The sequence below is a fragment of the Corynebacterium bouchesdurhonense genome (assembly GCF_900078305.2).
In the GTDB taxonomy this organism is placed as follows: Bacteria; Actinomycetota; Actinomycetes; order Mycobacteriales; family Mycobacteriaceae; genus Corynebacterium; species Corynebacterium bouchesdurhonense.
This window is the reverse complement of record NZ_LT546028.1, coordinates 965,909-986,376: the sequence shown is the minus strand read 5'-3', so window position 1 is coordinate 986,376 and position 20,468 is coordinate 965,909. Positions and strand designations below refer to the sequence as shown.

General features: G+C 70.4%; 16 protein-coding genes. 12 read left to right on the top strand and 4 right to left on the bottom strand.

All coding sequences use genetic code 11. The features are described from left to right. The first annotated feature begins 61 nt into the window (after window positions 1–61). A complete protein-coding gene (locus BN4252_RS09420) occupies window positions 62–2,293 on the top strand; it encodes a catalase (RefSeq protein WP_078056883.1) in 2,232 nt (743 codons plus the stop codon). A 4-nt stretch (window positions 2,294–2,297) separates the two neighbouring features. On the opposite strand, the gene BN4252_RS09415 is transcribed toward BN4252_RS09420, so the two are convergent. Beyond that, window positions 2,298–3,593 (bottom strand): hypothetical protein, encoded by a 1,296-nt coding sequence (locus tag BN4252_RS09415; protein ID WP_066529915.1) that lies wholly within the window; start codon window positions 3,591–3,593, stop codon window positions 2,298–2,300. Between the two features lie 103 nt (window positions 3,594–3,696). Between BN4252_RS09415 and BN4252_RS09410 the strand changes: the two genes are divergently transcribed. From BN4252_RS09410 to BN4252_RS09375, 8 genes are read left to right on the top strand one after another with little or no spacing between them, the layout of a single operon-like run. After that, window positions 3,697–4,101 carry a DoxX family protein gene (locus tag BN4252_RS09410; protein WP_066529911.1) on the top strand — a complete coding sequence of 135 codons (405 nt, stop codon included), beginning with the start codon at window positions 3,697–3,699 and terminating at the stop codon, window positions 4,099–4,101. A 10-nt stretch (window positions 4,102–4,111) separates the two neighbouring features. Further along, window positions 4,112–4,387: a DUF3253 domain-containing protein gene (locus BN4252_RS09405; RefSeq protein WP_222859816.1), complete on the top strand. Its 276-nt coding sequence runs from the start codon at window positions 4,112–4,114 to the stop codon at window positions 4,385–4,387. A gap of 53 nt (window positions 4,388–4,440) precedes the next feature. Further along, entirely contained in the window at window positions 4,441–7,362 is a 2,922-nt protein-coding gene (locus BN4252_RS09400; protein WP_066529908.1) for a PD-(D/E)XK nuclease family protein, read from the top strand. Beyond that, entirely contained in the window at window positions 7,359–10,952 is a 3,594-nt protein-coding gene (locus BN4252_RS09395) for a UvrD-helicase domain-containing protein (protein ID WP_066529905.1), read from the top strand. Before BN4252_RS09400 ends, BN4252_RS09395 begins: the two co-directional genes overlap by 4 nt. A 28-nt stretch (window positions 10,953–10,980) precedes the next feature. Then, complete coding sequence (locus BN4252_RS09390) at window positions 10,981–12,462, top strand: acyl-CoA carboxylase subunit beta (RefSeq protein ID WP_066529902.1); 1,482 nt, start codon at window positions 10,981–10,983, stop codon at window positions 12,460–12,462. A gap of 14 nt (window positions 12,463–12,476) precedes the next feature. After that, on the top strand, window positions 12,477–12,701 hold the full coding sequence (locus BN4252_RS09385) for an acyl-CoA carboxylase subunit epsilon (RefSeq protein ID WP_230208622.1): 225 nt from the start codon (window positions 12,477–12,479) through the stop codon (window positions 12,699–12,701). Window positions 12,702–12,704: 3 nt separating this feature from the next. Next, complete coding sequence (locus BN4252_RS09380) at window positions 12,705–13,298, top strand: Maf family protein (protein WP_066529901.1); 594 nt, start codon at window positions 12,705–12,707, stop codon at window positions 13,296–13,298. A 44-nt stretch (window positions 13,299–13,342) separates the two neighbouring features. Further along, entirely contained in the window at window positions 13,343–13,753 is a 411-nt protein-coding gene (locus BN4252_RS09375; protein ID WP_066529900.1) for a DUF3151 domain-containing protein, read from the top strand. Window positions 13,754–13,787: 34 nt separating this feature from the next. On the opposite strand, the gene BN4252_RS11560 is transcribed toward BN4252_RS09375, so the two are convergent. Together BN4252_RS11560 and BN4252_RS09365 are read right to left on the bottom strand one after the other, a co-directional pair. Next, complete coding sequence (locus BN4252_RS11560; RefSeq protein ID WP_066529899.1) at window positions 13,788–14,582, bottom strand: DUF4282 domain-containing protein; 795 nt, start codon at window positions 14,580–14,582, stop codon at window positions 13,788–13,790. A 335-nt stretch (window positions 14,583–14,917) separates the two neighbouring features. Beyond that, window positions 14,918–15,979 carry a Cj0069 family protein gene (locus tag BN4252_RS09365; RefSeq protein ID WP_066529898.1) on the bottom strand — a complete coding sequence of 354 codons (1,062 nt, stop codon included), beginning with the start codon at window positions 15,977–15,979 and terminating at the stop codon, window positions 14,918–14,920. Window positions 15,980–16,232: 253 nt separating this feature from the next. Here BN4252_RS09365 and BN4252_RS09360 point away from each other — a divergent pair, with 253 nt between their 5' ends. Together BN4252_RS09360 and BN4252_RS09355 are read left to right on the top strand one after the other, a co-directional pair. Beyond that, window positions 16,233–17,120: a sulfurtransferase gene (locus BN4252_RS09360; protein ID WP_066529893.1), complete on the top strand. Its 888-nt coding sequence runs from the start codon at window positions 16,233–16,235 to the stop codon at window positions 17,118–17,120. A gap of 101 nt (window positions 17,121–17,221) precedes the next feature. Beyond that, entirely contained in the window at window positions 17,222–19,027 is a 1,806-nt protein-coding gene (locus tag BN4252_RS09355; RefSeq protein WP_230208621.1) for an acetyl/propionyl/methylcrotonyl-CoA carboxylase subunit alpha, read from the top strand. 3 nt (window positions 19,028–19,030) lie between these two features. Here the strand turns inward: BN4252_RS09355 and BN4252_RS09350 are convergent, their stop codons facing one another. Continuing rightward, entirely contained in the window at window positions 19,031–19,945 is a 915-nt protein-coding gene (locus BN4252_RS09350) for a chymotrypsin family serine protease (RefSeq protein ID WP_066529884.1), read from the bottom strand. Window positions 19,946–19,979: 34 nt separating this feature from the next. Between BN4252_RS09350 and BN4252_RS09345 the strand changes: the two genes are divergently transcribed. After that, window positions 19,980–20,465 (top strand): GNAT family N-acetyltransferase, encoded by a 486-nt coding sequence (locus BN4252_RS09345; protein ID WP_066529875.1) that lies wholly within the window; start codon window positions 19,980–19,982, stop codon window positions 20,463–20,465. Window positions 20,466–20,468: the final 3 nt, after the last annotated feature.

The window sequence follows — 20,468 nt, the reverse complement described above, 5'->3', positions numbered from 1 at the left end:
GACGGTGGACCCATAACTCCGACGACATAGGTACACCTAGGGAAGACATAGGGAGATGCACATGAGCAAGGACAACCAGACGGGCCGCGGGCCCGGCGAGGCAACCCAGCAGGAGCGGGACGCAAAGGATGCCGCCCCCTCGGTGACGCAGGCGTCGCCGCAGGGGGATCAGGCTCCGGGGACGCCTGGCGGTGTGACGCCGGGCGTCGACAAGCACACTGCTCCCCCGGCACCGACCGAGGCGCAGCAGCCCCCGGCCGCGTACTCCGCCACCGGCTGCCCCTTCCACCTCGGCGCGTCCGATCCGGACCCGCGCGCGCAGCAGGGCGAGTACCTGACCACCGCGCAGGGCGCGCGGGTGGCCGAGACCTCCCGGTCCCTGACCGCCGGCGAGCGCGGCCCGCTGCTGATGCAGGACCACCACTTCCGCGAGAAGATCACCCACTTCGACCACGAGCGCATCCCCGAGCGCGCCGTGCACGCGCGCGGCACCGGCGCCCACGGCGTGTTTGTGGGCAACGGCAAGGCTTCGAAGATCACCAAGGCCGGCCTCTTTGCCAAGGACAAGGAGACGCCGGTGTTCGTGCGCTTCTCCACCGTGCTCGGCTCGCGCGGCTCCGCCGACACCGTGCGCGACACCCGCGGCTGGGCCACCAAGTTCTACACCGACGAGGGCACCTGGGACCTGGTGGGCAACAACATCCCGGTCTTCTTCATCCAGGACGCCATCAAGTTCCCCGACGTGATCCACGCCGGCAAGCCCCACCCGGACCGCGAGATCCCGCAGGCGCAGTCCGCGCACGACACGTTCTGGGACTTCGTGGGCCTGCACACTGAGGCCACCCACCACACCCTGTGGAACATGTCCGACCGCGGCATCCCGCGCTCCCTGCGCATGATGGAGGGCTTCGGCATCCACACCTTCCGCTTCATCAACGACGCCGGCGAGACCTCGCTGGTGAAGTTCCACTGGAAGCCGAAGTTCGGCGTGCACTCCCAGGTGTGGGAGGAGGCCCAGATCACCGGCGGCGTGGACCCGGACTTCCACCGCCGCGACCTGGCCGACGCGATTGAGGCCGGCGCCTTCCCGCAGTGGGACCTCGGCGTGCAGGTGTTCCCGGACACCGAGGATCAGATGTTCGAGGGCATCGACCTGCTCGACCCGACCAAGATCGTGCCGGAGGAGCTCGCGCCGGTGGAGATCATCGGCACGATGACGCTGAACAAGAACCCGGGCAACTACTTCGAGGAGACCGAGCAGGCGGCGTTCCACCCCGGCCACCTCGTGCCGGGCATCGACGTCACCGCGGATCCGCTGCTGCAGGGCCGACTCTTCTCCTACCTGGACACCCAGATCTCCCGCCTGGGCGGCCCGAACTTCTCGCAGCTGCCCATCAACCGCCCGCACGCGCCGGTGAACGACAACCTGCGCGACGGCATGTACCAGCAGGGCGCCCACACTGGCGTCGCGCCGTACAAGCCGAACTCGCTCGACGGCGGCAGCCCGCGCGAAGCGACCGTGGACGAGGGCGCGCTTATCGACGTCCCCGTGGCAGTGTCCGGCACCATCACCCGCGAGCAGCCGGCATCCTTCGACGACCACTTCTCCCAGGCCCGCCTCTTCTACATCTCGCTGACCGAGGTGGAGCAGCAGCACCTCGCGCAGGCGCTGTCCTTCGAGCTGGGCAAGTGCTACGAGGAGGCCATCAAGGTGCGCTACCTCGACGTGCTGGCCCACGTGGACCAGGACCTGGCGGAGACGGTGGCCGACAACCTCGGCCTGCCGCACCCGGCAAAGCAGGAGGTGGCGGACGTGGAACCGTCGCCGGCGCTGTCCCAGATCGGCCGCACCTGGCCTATCGACGGCCGCCAGGTGGCCGTCCTCATCTCCTCCGACCTGAGCGGCGACGACGCGGCGTCGGTGGGCAAGCTGGTGAGCGACCTGTTCGCCGCCGGCACCCCCCCGCTGCTGGTGTCCGAGAAGGGCGGCAAGGTTGCCCTCGGCGGCGGTGCCGAGGTGTCCGTGTCCCGCACCTCCCTCCCCGCGCGCTCCATCGAGTTCGACGCCGCCGTGGTGGTCACCCCGCCGGCGACGCCCGAGGTGGCGACCATGCTCGGCGAGCTCGAGCGCCACAAGAAGGCGATCGCCGTGGTTGGCAAGGCAGGCGCCGAGGCCCTCGAGGCCGCGCGCGTCCCCGCCGACCAGCCCGGCATTGTTGCCGTGGACACCGCCGAGGTCGCCGCGGCCCCGGTCAAGGAGCTGCTGGCCTCCCACCGCGTCTGGGACCGCTAAGGCCCTAGAACCTGGAGCGGAAGACCTGGACGCCGCGCATCGTGAGCACCTCCGGGTCAACCTCCGGGCCGAGGTCCACGGGGTTCAGGCGCTCCTTGTCGGGCATCCCGGTCGCCTCGAACTCCTCCGCCGGCTGGTCATCCAGCACCGCGATGAAGCGGCGCCCCGGCAGCGCGTTGAGGCCGGCCACGAGGCTCTCGGGGAGCTGCTGGTCAAGCTCGTCGTCCCACCCGGAGGGCACCAGCTCGCGCACGTCGCGCGGCAACCAGGCGTCGATGACGTCCGCCACGCGCAGCACCGCGTCGCTGCCGAGGTCCTCGTTCACCTCCCCCGCGAGCTTGGCCAGGTACTTCGGCATGGCCAGGTCCTCGCCGAAGAGGGAGACCACGATGAGGGCGGGGTACAGCTCGTCGAGCAGCTTGCGGCGGTAGATGCCGTCTTCGGCGAAGCGCTCCCGGCGCGCCAGCCAGCACAGCTGCTTCGCGTACGCCAGCTCGGTGTAGAACTCCAGCGGGGTGTGGCCGCGGCGCACCGTCGTGGCCACTTCGGCGGCGCTGCTCAGGGCGCGCAGGAGCGGGAAGTCTTCGCGGTCGGTGCGGAAGGTGCACAGGACCGAGAAGTCGTCGAAAAGCGAGCGCACGTCGGCGCGCGTGTCCAGCGTGCCCTCCGGGAACATTGGCACGGGCAGGACGCTGCGCCCGGTGACGGCGTAGTCCTCCTCCGGCAGCTCCGCGTCCTCGACCATCTTCACGCTCACCGCCGTGTGGTCGGTGGTGCGGGTGCGGAAGAAATCGCCCGCGCTCTGGCGGTCGTCCACCACGACGCGGCGCGGCGTGAAGCCTTTGCCCGCGTAGCGCTGGGGCATCCAGCTCTCGATGGCCTCGCACAGCTCCTCGATGCCGTCGATGTCGAAGTCGCCCGCGCGCTCCTCGCCGTGCCTGGCCAGCGTGTACGCCGCGGTGAAGCGCGAGTCCCACGCCTGCAGCACCTCGAGGTCCGAGGCGAGGTGCCAGAAGTACTCGCGCACGTCGCGCGGGCGGGAGTCCACGGACGCGCGGGCGAGGTCGAGCACCTGGAACGCGTCGGCGAGCACCACGTACGCGTCGAGCGACTCGTTGCGCGTGGCCTCTTCCGGCTGGTACTCGGCGGTGACGTCCATGAGGTGCGTGGTCAGCCCGCGGGCGAACTCGAGCTGCTCCTCGGTCACGGCGGCGGTGGTGCGCGGCGTCACCGAGATGTCCGCGCGCAGCTGCGTGCCGTGGACGGTGGTGGTGAAGGAAAGGGATTTGGTCTGGGTCATGGGCGGCCTCCTTGGTAGATGGGCCATCAGTATAGGAACGCGACCCCACACGGCCCCGCGCGTTTCGAACGCGCTTTCGCTTGCCCGCGCCTATAATGGACTCATGCGTATCCCCACCAATGCCCTCATCCCCGTCTTCGCCGGCGCGGGGCTCCTCCACTTCACAAAACCCGAGCCTTTTGACTCCATCGTGCCGCCGCAGCTGCCGGGCCGCGCCCGCACGTACACCCTGGTCTCCGGCGCGGCGGAGCTCGCCGCGGCCCTCCTCCTCGCCGCCCCGGCGCTCGGCCCCCGGAGCAACGCGGGCCACCGCCGCCGTTCCGCGTCGCTGCGGCGCGCCGGCGGGGCGTTCTCCGCGGCCCTGCTGGCGCTGGTGTGGCCGGCCAACTTCTACATGGCCTGGCAGTGGCGCGGAAAGTCTTGGCCGAAGCGGGCGTTGGCGGTGGCGCGCCTGCCGCTGCAGCTGCCCATGATCCGGGCCGCCTGGCGCGCCGCTACCGCGCGGTAGGCTCCCCGCGGTGACCTCTTTGAGCGACACGGCCAGCATCGAGCGGTGCATCATCGCGCTGCTCGCGTCCCGCAAACCCGAGTCCTCCATCTGCCCGTCCGACGCCGCCCGCGCGCTGTGGCCCGACGGCGAGCAGTGGCGCGAGCGCATGGACGACGTGCGCGCGGCGGCCGCCGGGCTCGCCCGGCGGGGCGAGGTGCGCATCACGCAGGGCGACAGCGAGGTGGACATCGAGACGGTGAGGGGCCCGGTCCGCATCCGCCGCGGGCCGGGGTTCACCTCCTAACTCCCCCGTTTTCGCCCCGCGCCGGCCCCGCCACCCAGGTACCTTTGGTCAGCATGACCACTGCAGCAGGCACATCGCGCGGCGAGGACGGCTATGGCGAGCGGATCCGGGAGGCCGTGCGCCAGGCGCAGGCAGGAAACCCGCTGGCCCCGGTGACGGTGCTGTGCGGCACCGGCGCGATGGACGACGTGCTCGTCGCGCTCACGGAGCCGGGCGAGCCCCTGCTCAACGTCGAGGTGGCCACGCTGCCGCTGTTCGTCACCACCGCCGCGCGCACGCTGGGGCGCAAGCCGCTGCAGCGCGCCGACGTGTCCCGGGAGGTGGGGCTTTTGCTTGCCGACGCCGCCTCCCCAACCGTCTTCCACACCAAGCACCTCAACACCTCGCCGGCGACGCACCGCGGCCTGACCGACGCGATCCTCGCCCTCTCCGCGCTGCCCCCGCAGTGGCGCGGGCTTCATGGGGGTGAGGAGCTGCCGGAGGTCGTCGAGAAGCTGGCGCGGACCGTGCTCGAGCGCACGGCCGCAACTTGCTACACCTACCCCGAGGCGGTGGAGGCCGCCGTGCAGGCCGCGGCCCGGCGCGCGGTGGTTGTGGTGGGCGACATCGCGCTGGACGCCCTGTCTGAGTGGACGATTGGGCAGCTGGGGGATATCGCGCGCGTGGACGGCGGGCAGTTCACGGCCGAGATCGAGCGCGCGACGTTCGTGGCGGAGCGCGACGAAGCGAAGTACGTGGCCTCCGCCATCGCCGACGCCGTGGGCGCCGGCGCGCGGCTGGCGGAGCTGGCCGTGGGGTGCTGCGACGAGACGCAGATCGCCGCAGTATCGCGGGCGCTCGAGGAGGCCGGCATCCCGCACCGCGCGCCGAGCTCGGCCACGTGGGCGCAGAACGCCTACTTCCGGGCGCTGGCCGGCCTGGTCAGGCTCGACCCGGAGGAGATGAACCGCCGCGACCTCGCGGGATTGCTGGGCACGGGTGCGGTCGACGGCGCCCCGTGGCTGAACGCGTTCGACCAGATCACGCGCGACGACCGCCTGCAGTTGTACGCCGGCGCGGACTGGGACCGTCAGCCGCAGGGCTTGAGCCCGGACCGGGCGGCCCAGGCCGCGGAGGTGCTCGCCTGGGTGCGCGGGCTGCGCGCGGAGCTGCGCCAGCTGTGGTCCAGCCCGTCCTGGCCGGCCGCCGCGGCTCAGCTGCGCCAGCTCGCGGCAGGCCGCCTGCGGGAGCCCTGGGGCATCGAGGCCGCTTACCTGGACGCGGTGTGCGAGGCGCTCGCCGGCCTCCACGGCGCGGTGGAGCGCGGCCGCGCCGTGGACGCGCTGCTGCCGCTCTACGACAACCCGCAGCCGGCCGCTGCCGGCGGGCTGGTGGCCGTGGGCCCGCTCGAATCGCTGGCGGGCCGCAACCTGCACACCGCCTTCATCGTCGGCGCGCTGGATGACACGCTGCCGGGCTCCATCACGCCGAGCCCGACCATCACCGCCGCCCAGTCCCACACCTCCGCGGAGGAGTTCCTCGGCCGCCGCCGGCGCGCCGTGCAGGCGGCGCTGCGCTCGGCGCCGCGGGTGGTGATCACCAATCCCCGTTCCCACCAGAACGGCTCCGGCACCACCCAGCCCTCGCAGTGGGTCTCCGCGCGCGGGCTGCGCGCCCTCGGCGCGGACGTGGAGGAGCTCGGAGTGCAGGACTTCCCGCAGGCGGAGGTCATGCTCGCCAACGGCACCCTCGCCGCGCTCAGCGACGCAGACCAGCTCATCGTCGACGCCGCGGCCGGCAACCCCGGCGAGGACGCGCTTCGCTACCGCTCTATCATGCGCTACCGCGACGCGGGCGCTAGCGGCGGCGAGGAGGGCGCGGAATTCAACGGTTTCGCAGGCGCCGCCGGCGGCGACGTGGGTCGGGCGTTCTTTGGCAACGACATTTCCAATTCCGCGCTGGAGTCCTTTACCACCTCGCCCCTGCTGTTCTTCATCGACCACATCCTGAAGTCCTACGCGCTGCCGGACGACGTGCACACGCTCGCCGTGGACCCGCGCGAGGGCGGCTCGCTCTTCCACGCAATCATCGAGGCCTGGACCAACGAGGTGCTGCTGGACCCGGCGAGCCCGCCGAACTACGGCAGCGATGACTGGTGGGCCGGCGCGAAGCTGCGCCTGGACGCGATTGTGGCGCGCGAGCTCGAGCGGGCGGGCAGCGGCCGGGTGAACGAGGCCGTGTGGTTCAGCTTCGAGGACGCCACGCGCCGCGACGTGGAGCGCTGGTTCGCTGTGGAGAAGGCAGAACTCGAGTTCGGTTGGCGCCCGATCGCCGCCGAGTTGGCGTTCGGCACCAACCGCTTCGACGGCACCGAGTTCCCGTCCCCCTACATCGACGTGCCGGGCGCCGGCGGCGCGACGGAGCGCATCACCTTTAACGGCAAGATCGACCGCGTCGACTACCTGAGCCTCCCCGGCCAGCCCACCACGCTGCGGATCACCGATTACAAGACCGGCAAGCAGTACAGCACGGTGAAGGCCCTGCTCGCCGCGGGACCGACCGGCGAGGCCGAGAAGAACGACTACCGCTTCCAGCTCGCGCTCTACGGCGGGTTGGTGCACCGCCGGTTCGTCGAGGACGCGTCGGGGGACGTGCTGGCGTGGTTCCCGGAGATCGCCGACGCCCTCGCGGGCCTGCCCCCGGTGGGTGCCGTGGAGGCGCGCTACTGGTACGTGCAGGAAAAGGCGGGCCCGGAGGACGCCGATCCCGCCGGCGTGGTGTCCATCACCATCGACGACGCCGTCCTCGCCGCGCTGGAGACCAACCTTGAGCGCATCCACGGCTACATCACCGCGGGCGTCTTCCCGCCCCACGCACTGAACGCCAGCTGGGTTGAGCAGCGCGAGGTGCGCGTGGGTCGGGCCCAGTACGAGGCCGTCACCGACGCGCTCGCCGAGCGCTCCCTGATCCCGCTTTCCATCGAGGAGCCACGATGACCGAGACCACCCCCTACCTCACCGCCGCGGACATCGTCGCCGACGGGGACGCGCTGCAGACCGACCTGAACGGCCGCAATTACATCCAGTGGACCACGGACACGAACGTCTTTGTGCAGGCCGGCGCCGGCTCGGGCAAGACCACTACTCTGATCCAGCGCCTGCTCACCCTCATCATCGACGACGGCCTGCGCATCGACCAGATCGCCGCCATCACGTTCACGGAGGCGGCCGCCGCCAAGCTCGTGGCCGATTTGCGCAGTGCGCTTGCCGACGTCTCCGTAGCCGGCACCCACACCCCGTTCCCGGACGCGGAAACGACGGTGTTCCGCAAAGTGTCGGCGGACGAGGCGAAGCGGCGCGCGGCGCGGGCTTTGGAGGGCCTGCCGGGGGCGTCGATAGGCACACTGCACTCGTTCTGCCTGAGGCTGCTGAAGCTCTACCCCCTAGAGGCGGGGCTGCCGCCGCAGGTGGACAAGGTGGACGAGCTGCGCCAGCAGATGGATGCGCAGCTGCGCGCGGACTCCGTGGTGGACACCCTGACCCGCCTCGTGGCGGCGGACGAGGGAGCCCTGCGCGAGCTCGCCGAGCTGGCGGAGAAGTACCGGCTCCAGGTGGATCCGGCCGCGGCGGCGGATGACCTGCGCTTCCTGCTCACCAACGGCGCCTCGATGCGCGACTTCGGCGAGCGCGCGCGCTGGATGGACGCCCACTGGGGCGAGCTCGGCCCCACCCTCACCGGGCCGCGCTGGCGCCCCGCCACGGAGGACGAGTTCAAGCGCGAGTGGCTGGACGTCCTCGGTGCGCTGAAGGCCGGCTATGACGCCTCGGGGGCGAAGCCGAGCGACGGCCTGCGCTCGAAGATCGACGTCCTCATGGCGGACGTCGAGGCGCACACCGACCCCACGCGGACCACCACCGGGCGCGAGCCGAAGGCGTACACGAAGCCCGGTAACTCGGGCGGCGCGAAGGACTGGGCCATGGCCGACGTCTCCGCCGCCGAGCGGATGCTCACAAGCCGGGGTGTGGACCACAGCGCGTGGAACAACAAGAAGACCGCTGCGGAGCTGTGCAAGCTGTGCATCGCGGAGATGGAAGGCCGCGAGACAATCCACCTCACGCGGGCGGTGGACACCGTCACGCCGGTGCTCGCGGCGCTGGTGGTGCGGGACAAGGACCGCCGCGTGCGCCGGGGCACCCTGGAGTACCACGACATGGTCTACCTGGCCCAGGAGCTGGTGGAGAATCCGGAGAACGGCGGCATCCTGGCGCGCCTGCACGAGCAGTTCCGCGTCATCGTCGTCGACGAGTTCCAGGACACCGACCCGGCGCAGTACACCATCGTGCGCGCTATCGCGGCCGGCTCGCTCACCGGGGTGCCCACCCCGGGCAGCCTGTTTGTGGTGGGCGACCCGAAGCAGTCCATCTACCGGTTCCGCAACGCGGACATTGACAACTACAACCTGGTGCGCCAGTCCTACAGCCTCGACGGCGCGGGCGAGGGTGTGCTGTTGAACCTGTCGCAGAATTTCCGCTCCTCCAGCAACGTCATCGCTGCGGTGAACGCGATCTTCGGCGAGGTGTTCTCGGACGAGGCACCCGCCGGCGCCGGGCCCGCCCAGGCGGCGTACACCGACATGCTGGCGCAGGCGGTGCAGGAGGGCATCGGCCCGGACGGCGCCGCCACCCCGCTGCCCGGCACGGTGATCCTGCTGCGCGACGAGGCGGGCGCGGCCGAGAACCCGCACGCAGCCGAGGAGGCGGACATCGTCGCCCTGATCCGCGCCGCCACCCGCGGGGACGACCCGGCGTTCTACTACCACCAAACCGAGGCGCGCAAGGACGCGGACGGCAACCGGATCGAGGGCCCGGGTACGGCGCGCCCGCTGACGTACTCGGACATCGCCGTGCTGGTGCCCACCAACCGGGATTCGCGGCGCATCCTGGCCGCCCTGGCCAAGGCCGGGATCCCGTACGTCTCCGAGGGCTCGACCCGCCTGTTCCGGGTGCCGGAACTGGGCGACCTGCTCACCGTGCTGCGCGCGGTGGGGGACCCGGCGGACCCGTACGCGCAGGTCGCCGCGCTGCGCACCGCCCTTCTGGGCTGCTCGGACGCGGAACTGGCGGCGGAGCGGGCGGGCCAGCCGGCGCCGCGCGTGGAGAAGGCGCGCAAGTGGCTGCGGGACACCGCGAAGCGAGCACGCGGCGAGGACGCGGGTGCCGTGGTGCGCGGCATTGTCCAGGACAAGCACCTACGCCAGGCGTTCATGAGTGCCTCGCGCGCGGGCGCGGTGGGCAGCTTGGACCACTTCGAGGCGCTGGCGGAGCAGTTCGGCCAGGCCACGGGCCTGGGTATCCGCGAGTTCGTGCGCTGGGCCGATGAGCAGAGCGAGGACAACAACGGTGCCTCCGACCCGGTGCTGGACAACCGCGCGGAGGGGGTGCGCGTGATGACCATCCACAAATCCAAGGGCCTCGAGTTTCCCATGGTCATCGCCGCCGGCCTGAGCGCGAAGGGCGGCAACCGCAGGTTCTCCGGCGGGATCTCGCGCACCGAGCCGAAGGTGGCCCACATCAAGCTCGGCGCCGCCCAGAGCCCCGGCTACGCAGCCCTGAACACCTTCGACGCCGAGGCGGACAAGAACGAGCTGAAGCGCCGCCTCTACGTGGCGCTCACCCGCGCCGAGTCGGTGCTCGCCGTGCCGCTGCAGATCCCGCTGACCAAGCAGGGCACCTACTCCTCCCGGCCGGGCACCCCGCTGCTCAACGCCCTGGACGGGGTGCCCGAGGACGCGGGCCTCGCCCTGCGCACCCGCGAGAGCCTCGGCGCCCCCGAGGAGCCGCTCGCGCCGCTCGGTTCGGGCCTGCCCGTCCCCGATCTGGGGGCCATTGCTTCTCGACGCTCCCGCCTGCGCTCCTCCCTCGCCAAAGCCGCGGCGGTCGCGCCGCGCATCGGCGTGACCGCCATCGCCCACGCGTCCGAGCGCGGCGCGGTCGGGGATGGCGCTGGGGAGTATGCGTCGATAAGCACAGGCTCCAACGTGCGCGACCACCTCACCGAGGCAGGCTGGGTGCCCCAAGGCGAGTTCGGCAACGTGGACGCGAACACCGAGCGCGCGGCCCTGGGCACGGGCTTCGGCTCCGCGGTGCACGAGGTGATGGAGCGGTTGCCGGATGCCGGCGACGCCACGATTGCCCAGCTGGCGCGCATCGCCGCCGCGGTCAACGACGTGCCCGAGGACCGGGTGGCCGACGTGGAGCAGGTCGCCGCCGCCTTCGCCGCGTCGGAGCCGTACCGCAACGCGGTCGCCGCGGAGCAGCACTTCCGCGAGCTGCCGGTGGCGGGCAAGGTGGGCGCTACCGCCGTGAACGGCTACATCGACCTGTTGTACAAGGAGGGCGAGCACTGGGTCATCGCGGACTACAAGACGGACGTCTACGCGCACCGCAGCCGCGTGGAGAGCTACTTCACGCAGCTCGAGCTCTACGCGCGCCTGCTCGGCGACGCCCTGGGCGGCCCCGTAGCCAGGCTGGAGCTCATCTTTTCCGACGGCGACGGCGCCCAGGTGGTCACGCACCTGCGTGGTTAATCTGGCCCGGGCGTTAAACTTGGGCGCTATGACTTCCAAACCCGACTTGACCACCACGGCCGGACGCATCGAGGACCTGCGCGGCCGCCTCGCGGAGGCGCAGGCGCCGGCCGGTCAGGCCGAGATCGACGCCGTCCACGCGCGGGGCGAGGCAACCGCCCGCGAACGCATCGAGCAACTGCTGGACGCGGGCACGTTCGTGGAGACGGACGCGCTGGCCCGCCACCGCGTCGAGGCGTACAAGATGTACCGCACCAAGCCGGCCACCGACGGCGTGGTAACGGGCTACGGGCTTGTCGACGGCCGCCGGGTCTGCGTTTTCTCCCAGGACGGCTCGCTGTTCGACGGCGCCGTGGGCGAGGTCTACGCCGAGAAGGTGCTGAAGATCTACGACCTGGCCACCAAGACCGGCGTGCCGGTGGTGGGCATCTACGACTCGGCCGGGCCGCGCTGGCAGGAGGGCATCGTCACCGCCCACATGCAGGCGCAGATCCTGCACGCGGCGACCCGCGCCTCCGGGCTGGTGCCGCAGATCGCCGTGGTGGCGGGCGAGACCGCCTCGCTCGCGGCCACCACAGTCCCGCTCGCCGACGTCACCGTGATAGTGGACGGCGCGTCGCTGCGCCTGACGGACGCGGATGCCGTTCGCGCCGCAACCGGCGCCGAGGCGCACACCGCTTCCACGGGCGTGGCGCAGCTGCGCGCCGCCACCGACGTTGACGCGCTCGCACAGGTGCGCACCCTGCTGGGCTTTTTACCGCTGAACAACCAGGCCACTCCCCCGCTTGGCACCGAGGCGCAGGGCAGCGACACCGATCTGGATACCTTCATGCCGGACGACGACGCGCAGCCCTACAACGTCACCGAGATCCTCGCCGCCGTGGCGGACGGGGACTTCACCGAGCTCTCCGCCGCCTACGCGGACAACGTGGTCACCGGCTTCGCCCACATCGGCGGGCGCGCGGTGGGCATCGTGGCCAACCAGCCGGCCTCGCTCGCGGGGGCGCTCACCCGCGACGGCGCCCGCAAGGCCGCCCGCTTCATCCGCACCTGCGACGCGTTCAACCTCCCCGTGGTGCAGTTCGTGGACTGCCCCGGCTTCCACCCCACCGAGGAGGAGGAGCGCGGCGGCGTCGTGGCCGCCGCGGCCTCCCTCGCCTACGCCTTCGCGGAGGCGCAGGTGGGCACCATCACCGTGATCACCCGCAAGGCGCTGGGCACCGCCTACACGCTGCTCGGCTCCAAGGGCTTGGGCGCGGACTTGGTCTTCGCGTGGCCCACGGCGCAGATCGCGCTCGCGGACGCGCCGACGGCAGCCACCGCCCTTGGCGTGGATGCCGCGGAGTACGAGGCCGAGAACCTGAACCCGTACGTGGCCACCGAACGCGGCCTAGTGGACGCGGTAATCGAGCCCGCGCACACCCGCGCGCAGGTGCTCGAGGGCCTGCGCCTGCTCGAGCGCAAGGTGGTCTACCCGCCGCAGAAGAAGCACGGCAACCAGCCGCTGTAAGGAGGACCGAACACGTGGCAGACAACCAGCAGATCCCCCAGCAGTTCACCGTGGTGAAGGGCAACCCCACCGCGGACGAGGTCGCGGCGATCGCCCAGGTCCTCGCCCAGCTCAAGGCGGAGGCGCAGGCGCAGGCGAGCCCCGCGGACCGCAACGGGTGGGGCCTTGCCCGCCCGGCGCACCACCGGGCCGCCGCCCTGTTCAACCCGCACGCCTTCGGGTCAACGGTGTACTTCTAGCGTATGGCCAGGTTGGTGCTGGCGTCGCAGTCGACGTCGAGAAGCATGCTCCTGCAGCAGGGCGGGGTGGCGCCCGTGCTCCGCCCCGCGGACCTCGACGAGGACGCGCTCATCGCCTCGCTTCACGACGCACCTCCGGCCACCATCGTCGCCACCCTCGCCCGCGCAAAAACGGAGACGGCCATCGCTGAATTTCCCGATGACGTGGTCGTGGGCTGCGACTCCATGCTGCTCCTCGACGGCGAACTGCTGGGCAAGCCGCACACCGTGGACGAGACCGTGCGCCGGTGGAAAGCGCAGCGCGGCAAGGTCGCGCAGCTGCTCACCGGGCACGCGGTGTGGTTCGGCGGCGAGTGGGTGGTAGACACCGTCGCCACCAGCATCCGCTTCGGCGATGTCTCGGACGCCGACATCGAGGCCTACGCCCGCTCCGGCCAGCCGCTCGAGTGCGCCGGCGCGTTCACGCTGGAGGCGCTCGGCAGCTGGTTCATCGACGCCATCGACGGCGACCCCACCAGCGTCATCGGTCTGTCCATGCCGCTGCTGCGGCGCTGCCTGTACCGCTTCGGGCTCGACGCCTCGGACTTCTGGGCATAGCGGACTGCGTATGGCGGATGCAATCGGCGGGTAGCCTGGCGCGCATGGAAATCAACGACATGCTCGCCCCCAAGCCCACCGAGCTGCCCGCCGACCCGGCCGCCGGCGAGGACCTCCTTGCCGACGCCACCGCGCTCGCCCACCCCGACTCCCCCGCCGTGTGGGCCGCCCGCGCCGAACGCGAGCTGTCGGACGGCGACCAGCTCGTCGCCTACGCCTACGCCCGCACGGGCTACCACCGCTCCCTCGACCGGCTGCGCGCCAACGGCTGGAAGGGCTGGGGCCCGGTGCCGGCCTCGCACGAGCCGAACCAGGGCGTGCTCAAGGCCATCGCGATGCTGGCGCTCGCCTCGAAGGCGATCGGCGACCAGGCGGAATACGACCGCTGCCGCCAGATGCTTTCCGACGCCGACCCGCAGTCGGTGGAAACGCTCCTGGCGGCAGCGGACGAGTAGCGCTGCGCTGCGCTAATAGTTCTGCGCTGCGCTTTTAGCGCTGCGTTGTGCTGCGCTGTGCGCTCTCCTCAAGCTCAACCAGCTTCGAGGTGTTCTGCGCCGTCTTCACCAGCGAGACGTAGAACTCCAGCGTGATGCGCGTAACCACCACCGCGATGAACGCGGCGAGGGTGCCGAAGATGAGGAACCCCACGAGCATCAGCATGCCCTCGCCGAAGCTGTCGCCGAAGCCAGCGAAGGAGAACAGCAGGCCAGCCACCCATGCGAGGGCGATGAGGCCGAGCGAGATCGCGTAGATCACGCGCATGAAGTCGACGGTGATGTAGCGGCTGAAGGACAGGTCGAACAGCGCGTTGAAGAAGCCGTTGCCCTTGCCCGACTTCGCGGGCTTGCCGTAGCCGTACTGCGACTGGTCGTACTGCTGGGTGCCGGCCTGGGGGAACTGCCCGTACTGGGCCTGCTGACCGTACTGGCCCTGCCCGTACTGCGGCTGGGTGTAACTCTGCTGGCTGTACTGGGTCTGGCCGTACTGGGCCTGGGAGTACTGGCCCTGCTGCCCGTACTGGTTCTCGCCGTACTGGTTCTCGCCGTGCTGTGGCTGCACCGACGGGTACTGGCCATAGCTCGGGTAGCTGCTCTGGCTCTCAGCTTGGTCGGAGTGGGCGCCGAAGCTGCCGGTCTCGTTGGTGGAGCTGGTGGCGCTGGTATCGCCGGTGGAGCTGGTCTCGCTGTCGCTGGTGGCGCTGGTATCGCCGGTGAGGTCGCTGGAGGTGCCGGTCTGGTCGTCGTCCGGGTCCGGAGTGTGGTTCGGGTTGTAGGGCGTGGACATGGGAGCTCCTTGCGTCTTTGGGGTTGAACACAATAACCATAGACCGGCGACGGTGCGCCTGCTGGGGCAAGCCGGGTAGTAAGAGTACGCAAAACACCCGGTCGGCACCGACGGGAACGCGGGTGTTGTCAACTGTTACGGGCAGGGGCGCGGCGTGGAGGCCGGGTTTTGTAAAAATCAACAGCGGGGACGCCTTCACGCGGGGTGCCGACCTGGGCTTTTGTCGGTGGGGTTGTGGATTTTTACAAGCCCCACCGCCAAAGCACCACCGCCCCGGTCCAACGTGGGAGGGACCGGGGCGGTGGTGGCTTGAGACGTCGATAAGCAAGAAGTGCTTAGGCGTTCTTCTCCTCAACGCGCTTGATGGCCTCCTGGGCCACGAGCTCCTGGATGCCCATGTCCAGCTCGGAGGTGAAGCCCACGCAGGAGCAGTTGATCTCGCCGAGCACGTAGGTGTCCTCGCCGGTCTCGTCGTCGTCCGCGAGCATGAAGTCGGCCGTCCAGATCAGCGGAATGTTGTCGCCGCCGAGGTTCTCGGCGATGACCGGGCGGGCCTCGGCGAACATGTCGACGAGCTCCTGCCACTCCTCCGGCTTCTGGTAGGTGTACTTCGCGCCGGAGAACAGGGTCGCGGAGAACGCGTCGCCGCCCTCGGCCGGCTTCTTGTGCACCACAAACACCGGGTGCGGGCCGACGAGGAGGATGCGGATCTCGCCCTCGACGATGCGCGGCATGAAGCGCATGTCAACGAGCATGCCGTTGTCGCCCACGATGTACTGGTCGCAGAAGTCCATGAACTCGCCGAGCTCGCGCTCCTCGGTGTGGTTGTCCACGGCCTCGGTGCACTTGAGCTTGGTGTCCAGCGGCAGGGCGGTGCCCGGCTCGACGGACTCGGCCAGGGACTCGTCGGCGAGGCGCACGCGCCAGATGCCGGAGCCGGTGGAGCCGCGGTTCTGCTTCAGCACGCGCTCGCCGTAGGACAGGGAGGTGGGGAAGGTGTTGTGGAAGTCCTCCACGTCGTAGTACGCGGCGGTGTCCTCCGGCACCAGGTCCGTCTTGTTCAGCTTCACCAGGGCGTCCTTCGCGCCGTAGGAGATCATCTCCTCCGGGGTGGACATGCCCACCAGGCCGGCCTCGGACAGGCGGGTCAACAGGTCGAAGTAGCCCTTCTCGCCGCCCGGGATGTTGCCCGGGTTCACGCGCGAGATGTAGGCGTCAAAGTTCTCGGAGACGTAGGTGAACAGGTCCTCCGACCACTCGGGGCGGAAGTAGACAACCTCGGAGTGCCAGCCCTTCTCCTTGATGGCGTTGACGATGGGCATGGTGTCCTTGCGGTGGCCGTCGAAAGACTTGTCGGAACCGCCCTCGACCTCGAAGACGACAATTGCCTTGTGCACGGGAATCCCTTTCGGTGTAAATCGGGTGCGAAGTCGCCGCGAAACACGCGACCTTACGCATACAAATGTATGCCGGATCCTGTGCGCTCACCCGCTGGCGGGAATATTAGTGTGCAAGCTCACACGGGGCGGACGAGCTGCGCGTACCGGGCGGATTGCCCGGCGGGAAAGGAGCAAGCTCTCACGAAAGAAGCTCGCCTGCGCTCCCCGCCCCGTATCGTGATGATGGACTACGCCGGAAGGAAGCAACGCAGTGGGAATCGAGCAGGAGAACAACCCCCAATTCGCGCAGTTCGCGCACCCGGAGAAGTTCGTCTCCGCGGCGTGGCTGTCCGCCCGCCTCGGCACCCCGGGCCTGAAGGTGGTCGAGAGCGACGAGGACGCCTACCTCTACGACATCGGCCATATCCCCGGCGCGGTGCGCATCGACTGGACGCGGGACCTGAATGACCCGGTGATCCGCGACCTGATCGACGGCGAGGCGTTCGCCGCGCTGATGCGGGACCGGGGTATCTCCCGCGACGACACGGTGGTGGTCTACGGCGACCACGCCAACTGGTGGGCCGCCTACACCGCCTGGGTCTTCGAACTCTTCGGACATCCGGACGTGCGGCTTCTCGACGGCGGGCGGGACGCGTGGATGGGCGAGGAGCGCGACACCTCCTACGCGGTGCCGGACTACCCCGCCACCGAGTACCCCGTGGTGGAGCGCCAGGATGCGCCGCTGCGCACCTTTGCCAAGGAGCTGGTGGACCGGGATGGCATCCAGCTCATCGACGCCCGCACTCCGGAGCTTTACGCTGGCGAGCAGCCCGCCCCGGCTACCGAGCCGGCCACGGGCAAGCCGCCGGTGGCCACCCTGCGCGCCGGCCACATCCCGGGCGCCGTGAACGTTCCGTGGGGCCGCTCCGTGTTCCCGAACGCCCTGTTCAAAGGCGTCGCGGACATCGCCGAGATCTACCAGCAGTTCGACCCCGAGGCGCGCACGGTGGTCTACTGCCAGATGGGCGAGAGCTCGGCGCACACGTGGTTCGTGCTCAACCACATTCTGGGCTTCAAGAACGCATCGCTTTACGACGGCTCCTGGGTGGAATGGGGAAACCTGGTGCGGGCCCCCATCGAGACCGGCTCCGGCGAGTAGGAACCGCCCGGCGGGGCCGCCCATTTCCGCGCTGTAATATGGTGCGACGAAGTCGCTATATTTCAGTGGACCTAATGCCAACGGAAAGACGGGGTTTCTTCGTGCCCACTTCGCAAGCTCAACCCGCACAGCCGGGCGCCGCCTCGGCGCTGTCGAAGGTGCTCGTTGCCAACCGCGGCGAGATCGCCGTGCGCGTGATCCGCGCGGCGAAGGATGCCGGCCTGTCCTCAGTTGCGGTGTACGCGGAGCCCGACTCCGACGCGCCGTTTGTGTCCATGGCGGACGAAGCATTCGCCCTCGGCGGAACCACCGCCGCCGAGTCCTACCTGGACATGGAGAAGGTCCTGCGGGCGGCGGCGGACTCCGGGGCGGACGCGATCCACCCCGGCTACGGCTTCCTTTCCGAGAACGCGGAGTTTGCCCAGAAGGTGATCGACGCCGGGTTGACCTGGATCGGTCCCTCCCCCGAGGCCATCGCTGCCTTGGGCGACAAGGTCACCGCCCGCCGCATCGCCGAGCGCGCCGACGCCCCGATGGCGCCCGGCACCAAGGAGCCGGTGGCGGATGCCGGCGAGGTGCTCGCCTTCGCCGACGAGCACGGCCTGCCCGTGGCCATCAAGGCCGCGTTCGGCGGCGGCGGCCGCGGCATGAAGGTGGCCCACACTCGCGAGGAGATCCCGGAGCTGTTCGAGTCCGCCACCCGCGAGGCCACCGCGGCCTTCGGGCGCGGCGAGTGCTTCGTGGAGCGCTACCTAGACAAGGCCCGCCACGTGGAGGCGCAGGTGCTGGCGGACAAGCACGGCAACGTGATTGTCGCCGGCACGCGCGACTGCTCGCTGCAGCGCCGCTTTCAGAAGCTGGTGGAGGAGGCGCCCGCGCCCTACCTCACCGACGAGCAGCGCGAGCGTATCCACGCCTCCGCCAAGGCGATCTGCCGCGAGGCGGGCTACTCGGGCGCGGGCACCGTAGAGTACCTCGTTGGCGCGGACGGCCTGATCTCCTTCCTGGAGGTCAACACCCGCCTGCAGGTGGAGCACCCCGTCACCGAGGTCACCGCCGGCATCGACCTGGTGCGCGAGCAGTTCCGCATCGCCCAGGGCGAGCCGCTGCGCTTCACCGAGGATCCGCAGCCGCGCGGCCACGCCATCGAGTTCCGCATCAACGGCGAGGATCCGCGCGCGAACTTCATGCCCGCGCCCGGCACCATCACCGCCTACAGCGAGCCCGCGGGCCCGGGGGTGCGCGTCGATTCCGGTGTGCGCGCCGGCACCGTGGTGGGCGGCCAGTTTGACTCCATGCTGGCCAAGCTCATCGTTTTGGGCGAGACCCGCGAGGAGGCCATCGAGCGGGCGCGGCGCGCCCTGGACGAGTACGCCGTGGCCGGCCTGCCTACCGTGATCCCGTTCCACCGCGCGGTGTTGGATGACCCAGCCTTTATCGGCGACGCGGACGGCTTCGGCGTGTACACCCGCTGGATCGAGGAGGATTGGGCGGGGCTGCCGGCAGCCGACGGCACTGACGACGCCGATACTGCGGGTGACAGCACCGAAGGGGCGGAGGACCGACGCACCTACGCCGTGGAGGTCAACGGCCGCCGCGTGGAGGTCGCCCTGCCCGCTTCCCTCGTCTTCGGCGGGTTGCCGCGGAGGAAGGCGAAGCTGCGCCGTGCGGCGCAGTCGAAGGCGGCCGCGTCCGGGGATGCGGTGGCCTCCCCCATGCAAGGCACCGTGGTAAAGGTCAACGTGGCCGAGGGCGACGAGGTTGCCGAGGGCGACGTGCTGCTGGTGCTGGAGGCCATGAAGATGGAAAACCCGGTCAAGGCGCACAAGGCCGGCACCGTCACCGGGCTCGCCGCCGAGGCCGGCGCCCAGGTGAACAAGGCCGCCGTGCTGATGGAGCTGAAGTAGCGTCTAGCCGTTTATGGCGCGCACGGTCTCGACGATCTGGGCCAGCGCCGGGGCTGCCGCCACGATCACGCCGAGCACGATGGCGAGGATGACGCCGAGCGTGGTTCCCTCCAGCGGCTTGCGCGAGGTTTCATCCGCGGGTGTGGCGGTGACCACGCGCGCCTGCGGGGCGTCCCCGCCGCCGTCGCGCGGCACCACAACCGGCACCGTGGCCACGTGGCCCGTCGGGTGGTGCTCCTGGTAGTAGCGGGTGATGAGCTGGATTTCATCGTTCGCCGTCAGCGGTGCGGAGTCGACGGGCATCGCCGCGCGCATCACGGTCCACTCGGAGGTCCGCGTGGTCACCGTGCTGTAGCCGGAGAACACGCCGAGCAGGCCGGGGCGCCCGTCGATCCACACCACGCCGCCGGAGTCCCCCGGCTGGGCGCCGGTGTTCTCCCAGTACACGTTGCCGCCGACGGTGCCGATGTAGCGCCCGCAGCGGCGCTCCTGCGTAGCGGCGCCGGCGAGGCAGATCCGGTCCCCCTCCCGCAGCTCGGAGGCGGCCACCTCGGTGTCCCCGGTGTAGGGGTTGCCGCCGAGAGCGACGCCGCTGTAGAAGCGGATCAGCCCCCAGTCGTTGGCGGTGGCGCCGTCTTTGTACTTGCCGGAGGGGTAGAACGTGCCCACCGGGATGGTCGCGCCGTTGGCGCGGGTGTATACCGTGTCGCCCGTCTTGCCGCAGTGGGCGGAGGTGTAACCGGCGGGGGTGCGGCTGCGGGAGGTGTCCACGAACGTTAGGGTGCACAGCGAGCTGCTGCCCACCTTGATCACGTCGCCCTGGCTCAGCGTCGCCGCGCCTGCGGCGGGTGCCGGCACTTGGATGGCCGCAGCCGTCACCGCCGCCGCGAGCGCCGCGGATACCCCGAATTTGCGCATGGGCTGATCCTATAACGCCGGTACCCTGAAAAGCATGTCTGCATTTACGTTCCGACGCGCCACCGAATCCGACCGAACCTACCTCCAGCGCCTGAACTACCTCGCGGACGTGTTCGGCGACGAGTCCGCGGAGCTGGGTGAGGACGCGCGCGCGGGCGTCGCCCCCTACGTCGACGACTGGTCCCCCGAGCGCGACGGCGGCGTCATCGCCTTCGACGAGCACCGCACCCCCGCCGGCGGCGTGTGGCTGCGCTACTGGGAGAGTGCGGGCGACGGCCACGCCTTCATCGGGCCGGACGTGCCCGAGATCGCCATCGCGGTGGAGAACCGCTTTGCCGGCAATCAGCTCGCCGTCAAACTCCTCCACGAGGCGGCCGAGCTCGCCCGGGAGCAGGGCGCCCCGCAGCTGGCGCTGTGGGTGGACCCGGACAACGAAAGAGCCCGCCACCGGTACGAGTCCTTCGGCTTCTCCAGCGTGGAAGGCGAGGACGACGTGATGGTGTACGGGCTCCGGGGCTGACGC

Excerpts from the sequence above, each read along its gene's own strand:
- BN4252_RS09420 (WP_078056883.1), top strand. The coding sequence starts at position 62 with ATGAGCAAGGACAACCAGACGGGCCGCGGGCCCGGCGAGGCAACCCAG.
- BN4252_RS09415 (WP_066529915.1), bottom strand. The coding sequence starts at position 3,593 with ATGACCCAGACCAAATCCCTTTCCTTCACCACCACCGTCCACGGCACG.
- BN4252_RS09410 (WP_066529911.1), top strand. The coding sequence starts at position 3,697 with ATGCGTATCCCCACCAATGCCCTCATCCCCGTCTTCGCCGGCGCGGGG.
- BN4252_RS09400 (WP_066529908.1), top strand. The coding sequence starts at position 4,441 with ATGACCACTGCAGCAGGCACATCGCGCGGCGAGGACGGCTATGGCGAG.
- BN4252_RS09395 (WP_066529905.1), top strand. The coding sequence starts at position 7,359 with ATGACCGAGACCACCCCCTACCTCACCGCCGCGGACATCGTCGCCGAC.
- BN4252_RS09390 (WP_066529902.1), top strand. The coding sequence starts at position 10,981 with ATGACTTCCAAACCCGACTTGACCACCACGGCCGGACGCATCGAGGAC.
- BN4252_RS09380 (WP_066529901.1), top strand. The coding sequence starts at position 12,705 with ATGGCCAGGTTGGTGCTGGCGTCGCAGTCGACGTCGAGAAGCATGCTC.
- BN4252_RS09375 (WP_066529900.1), top strand. The coding sequence starts at position 13,343 with ATGGAAATCAACGACATGCTCGCCCCCAAGCCCACCGAGCTGCCCGCC.
- BN4252_RS11560 (WP_066529899.1), bottom strand. The coding sequence starts at position 14,582 with ATGTCCACGCCCTACAACCCGAACCACACTCCGGACCCGGACGACGAC.
- BN4252_RS09350 (WP_066529884.1), bottom strand. The coding sequence starts at position 19,945 with ATGCGCAAATTCGGGGTATCCGCGGCGCTCGCGGCGGCGGTGACGGCT.
- BN4252_RS09345 (WP_066529875.1), top strand. The coding sequence starts at position 19,980 with ATGTCTGCATTTACGTTCCGACGCGCCACCGAATCCGACCGAACCTAC.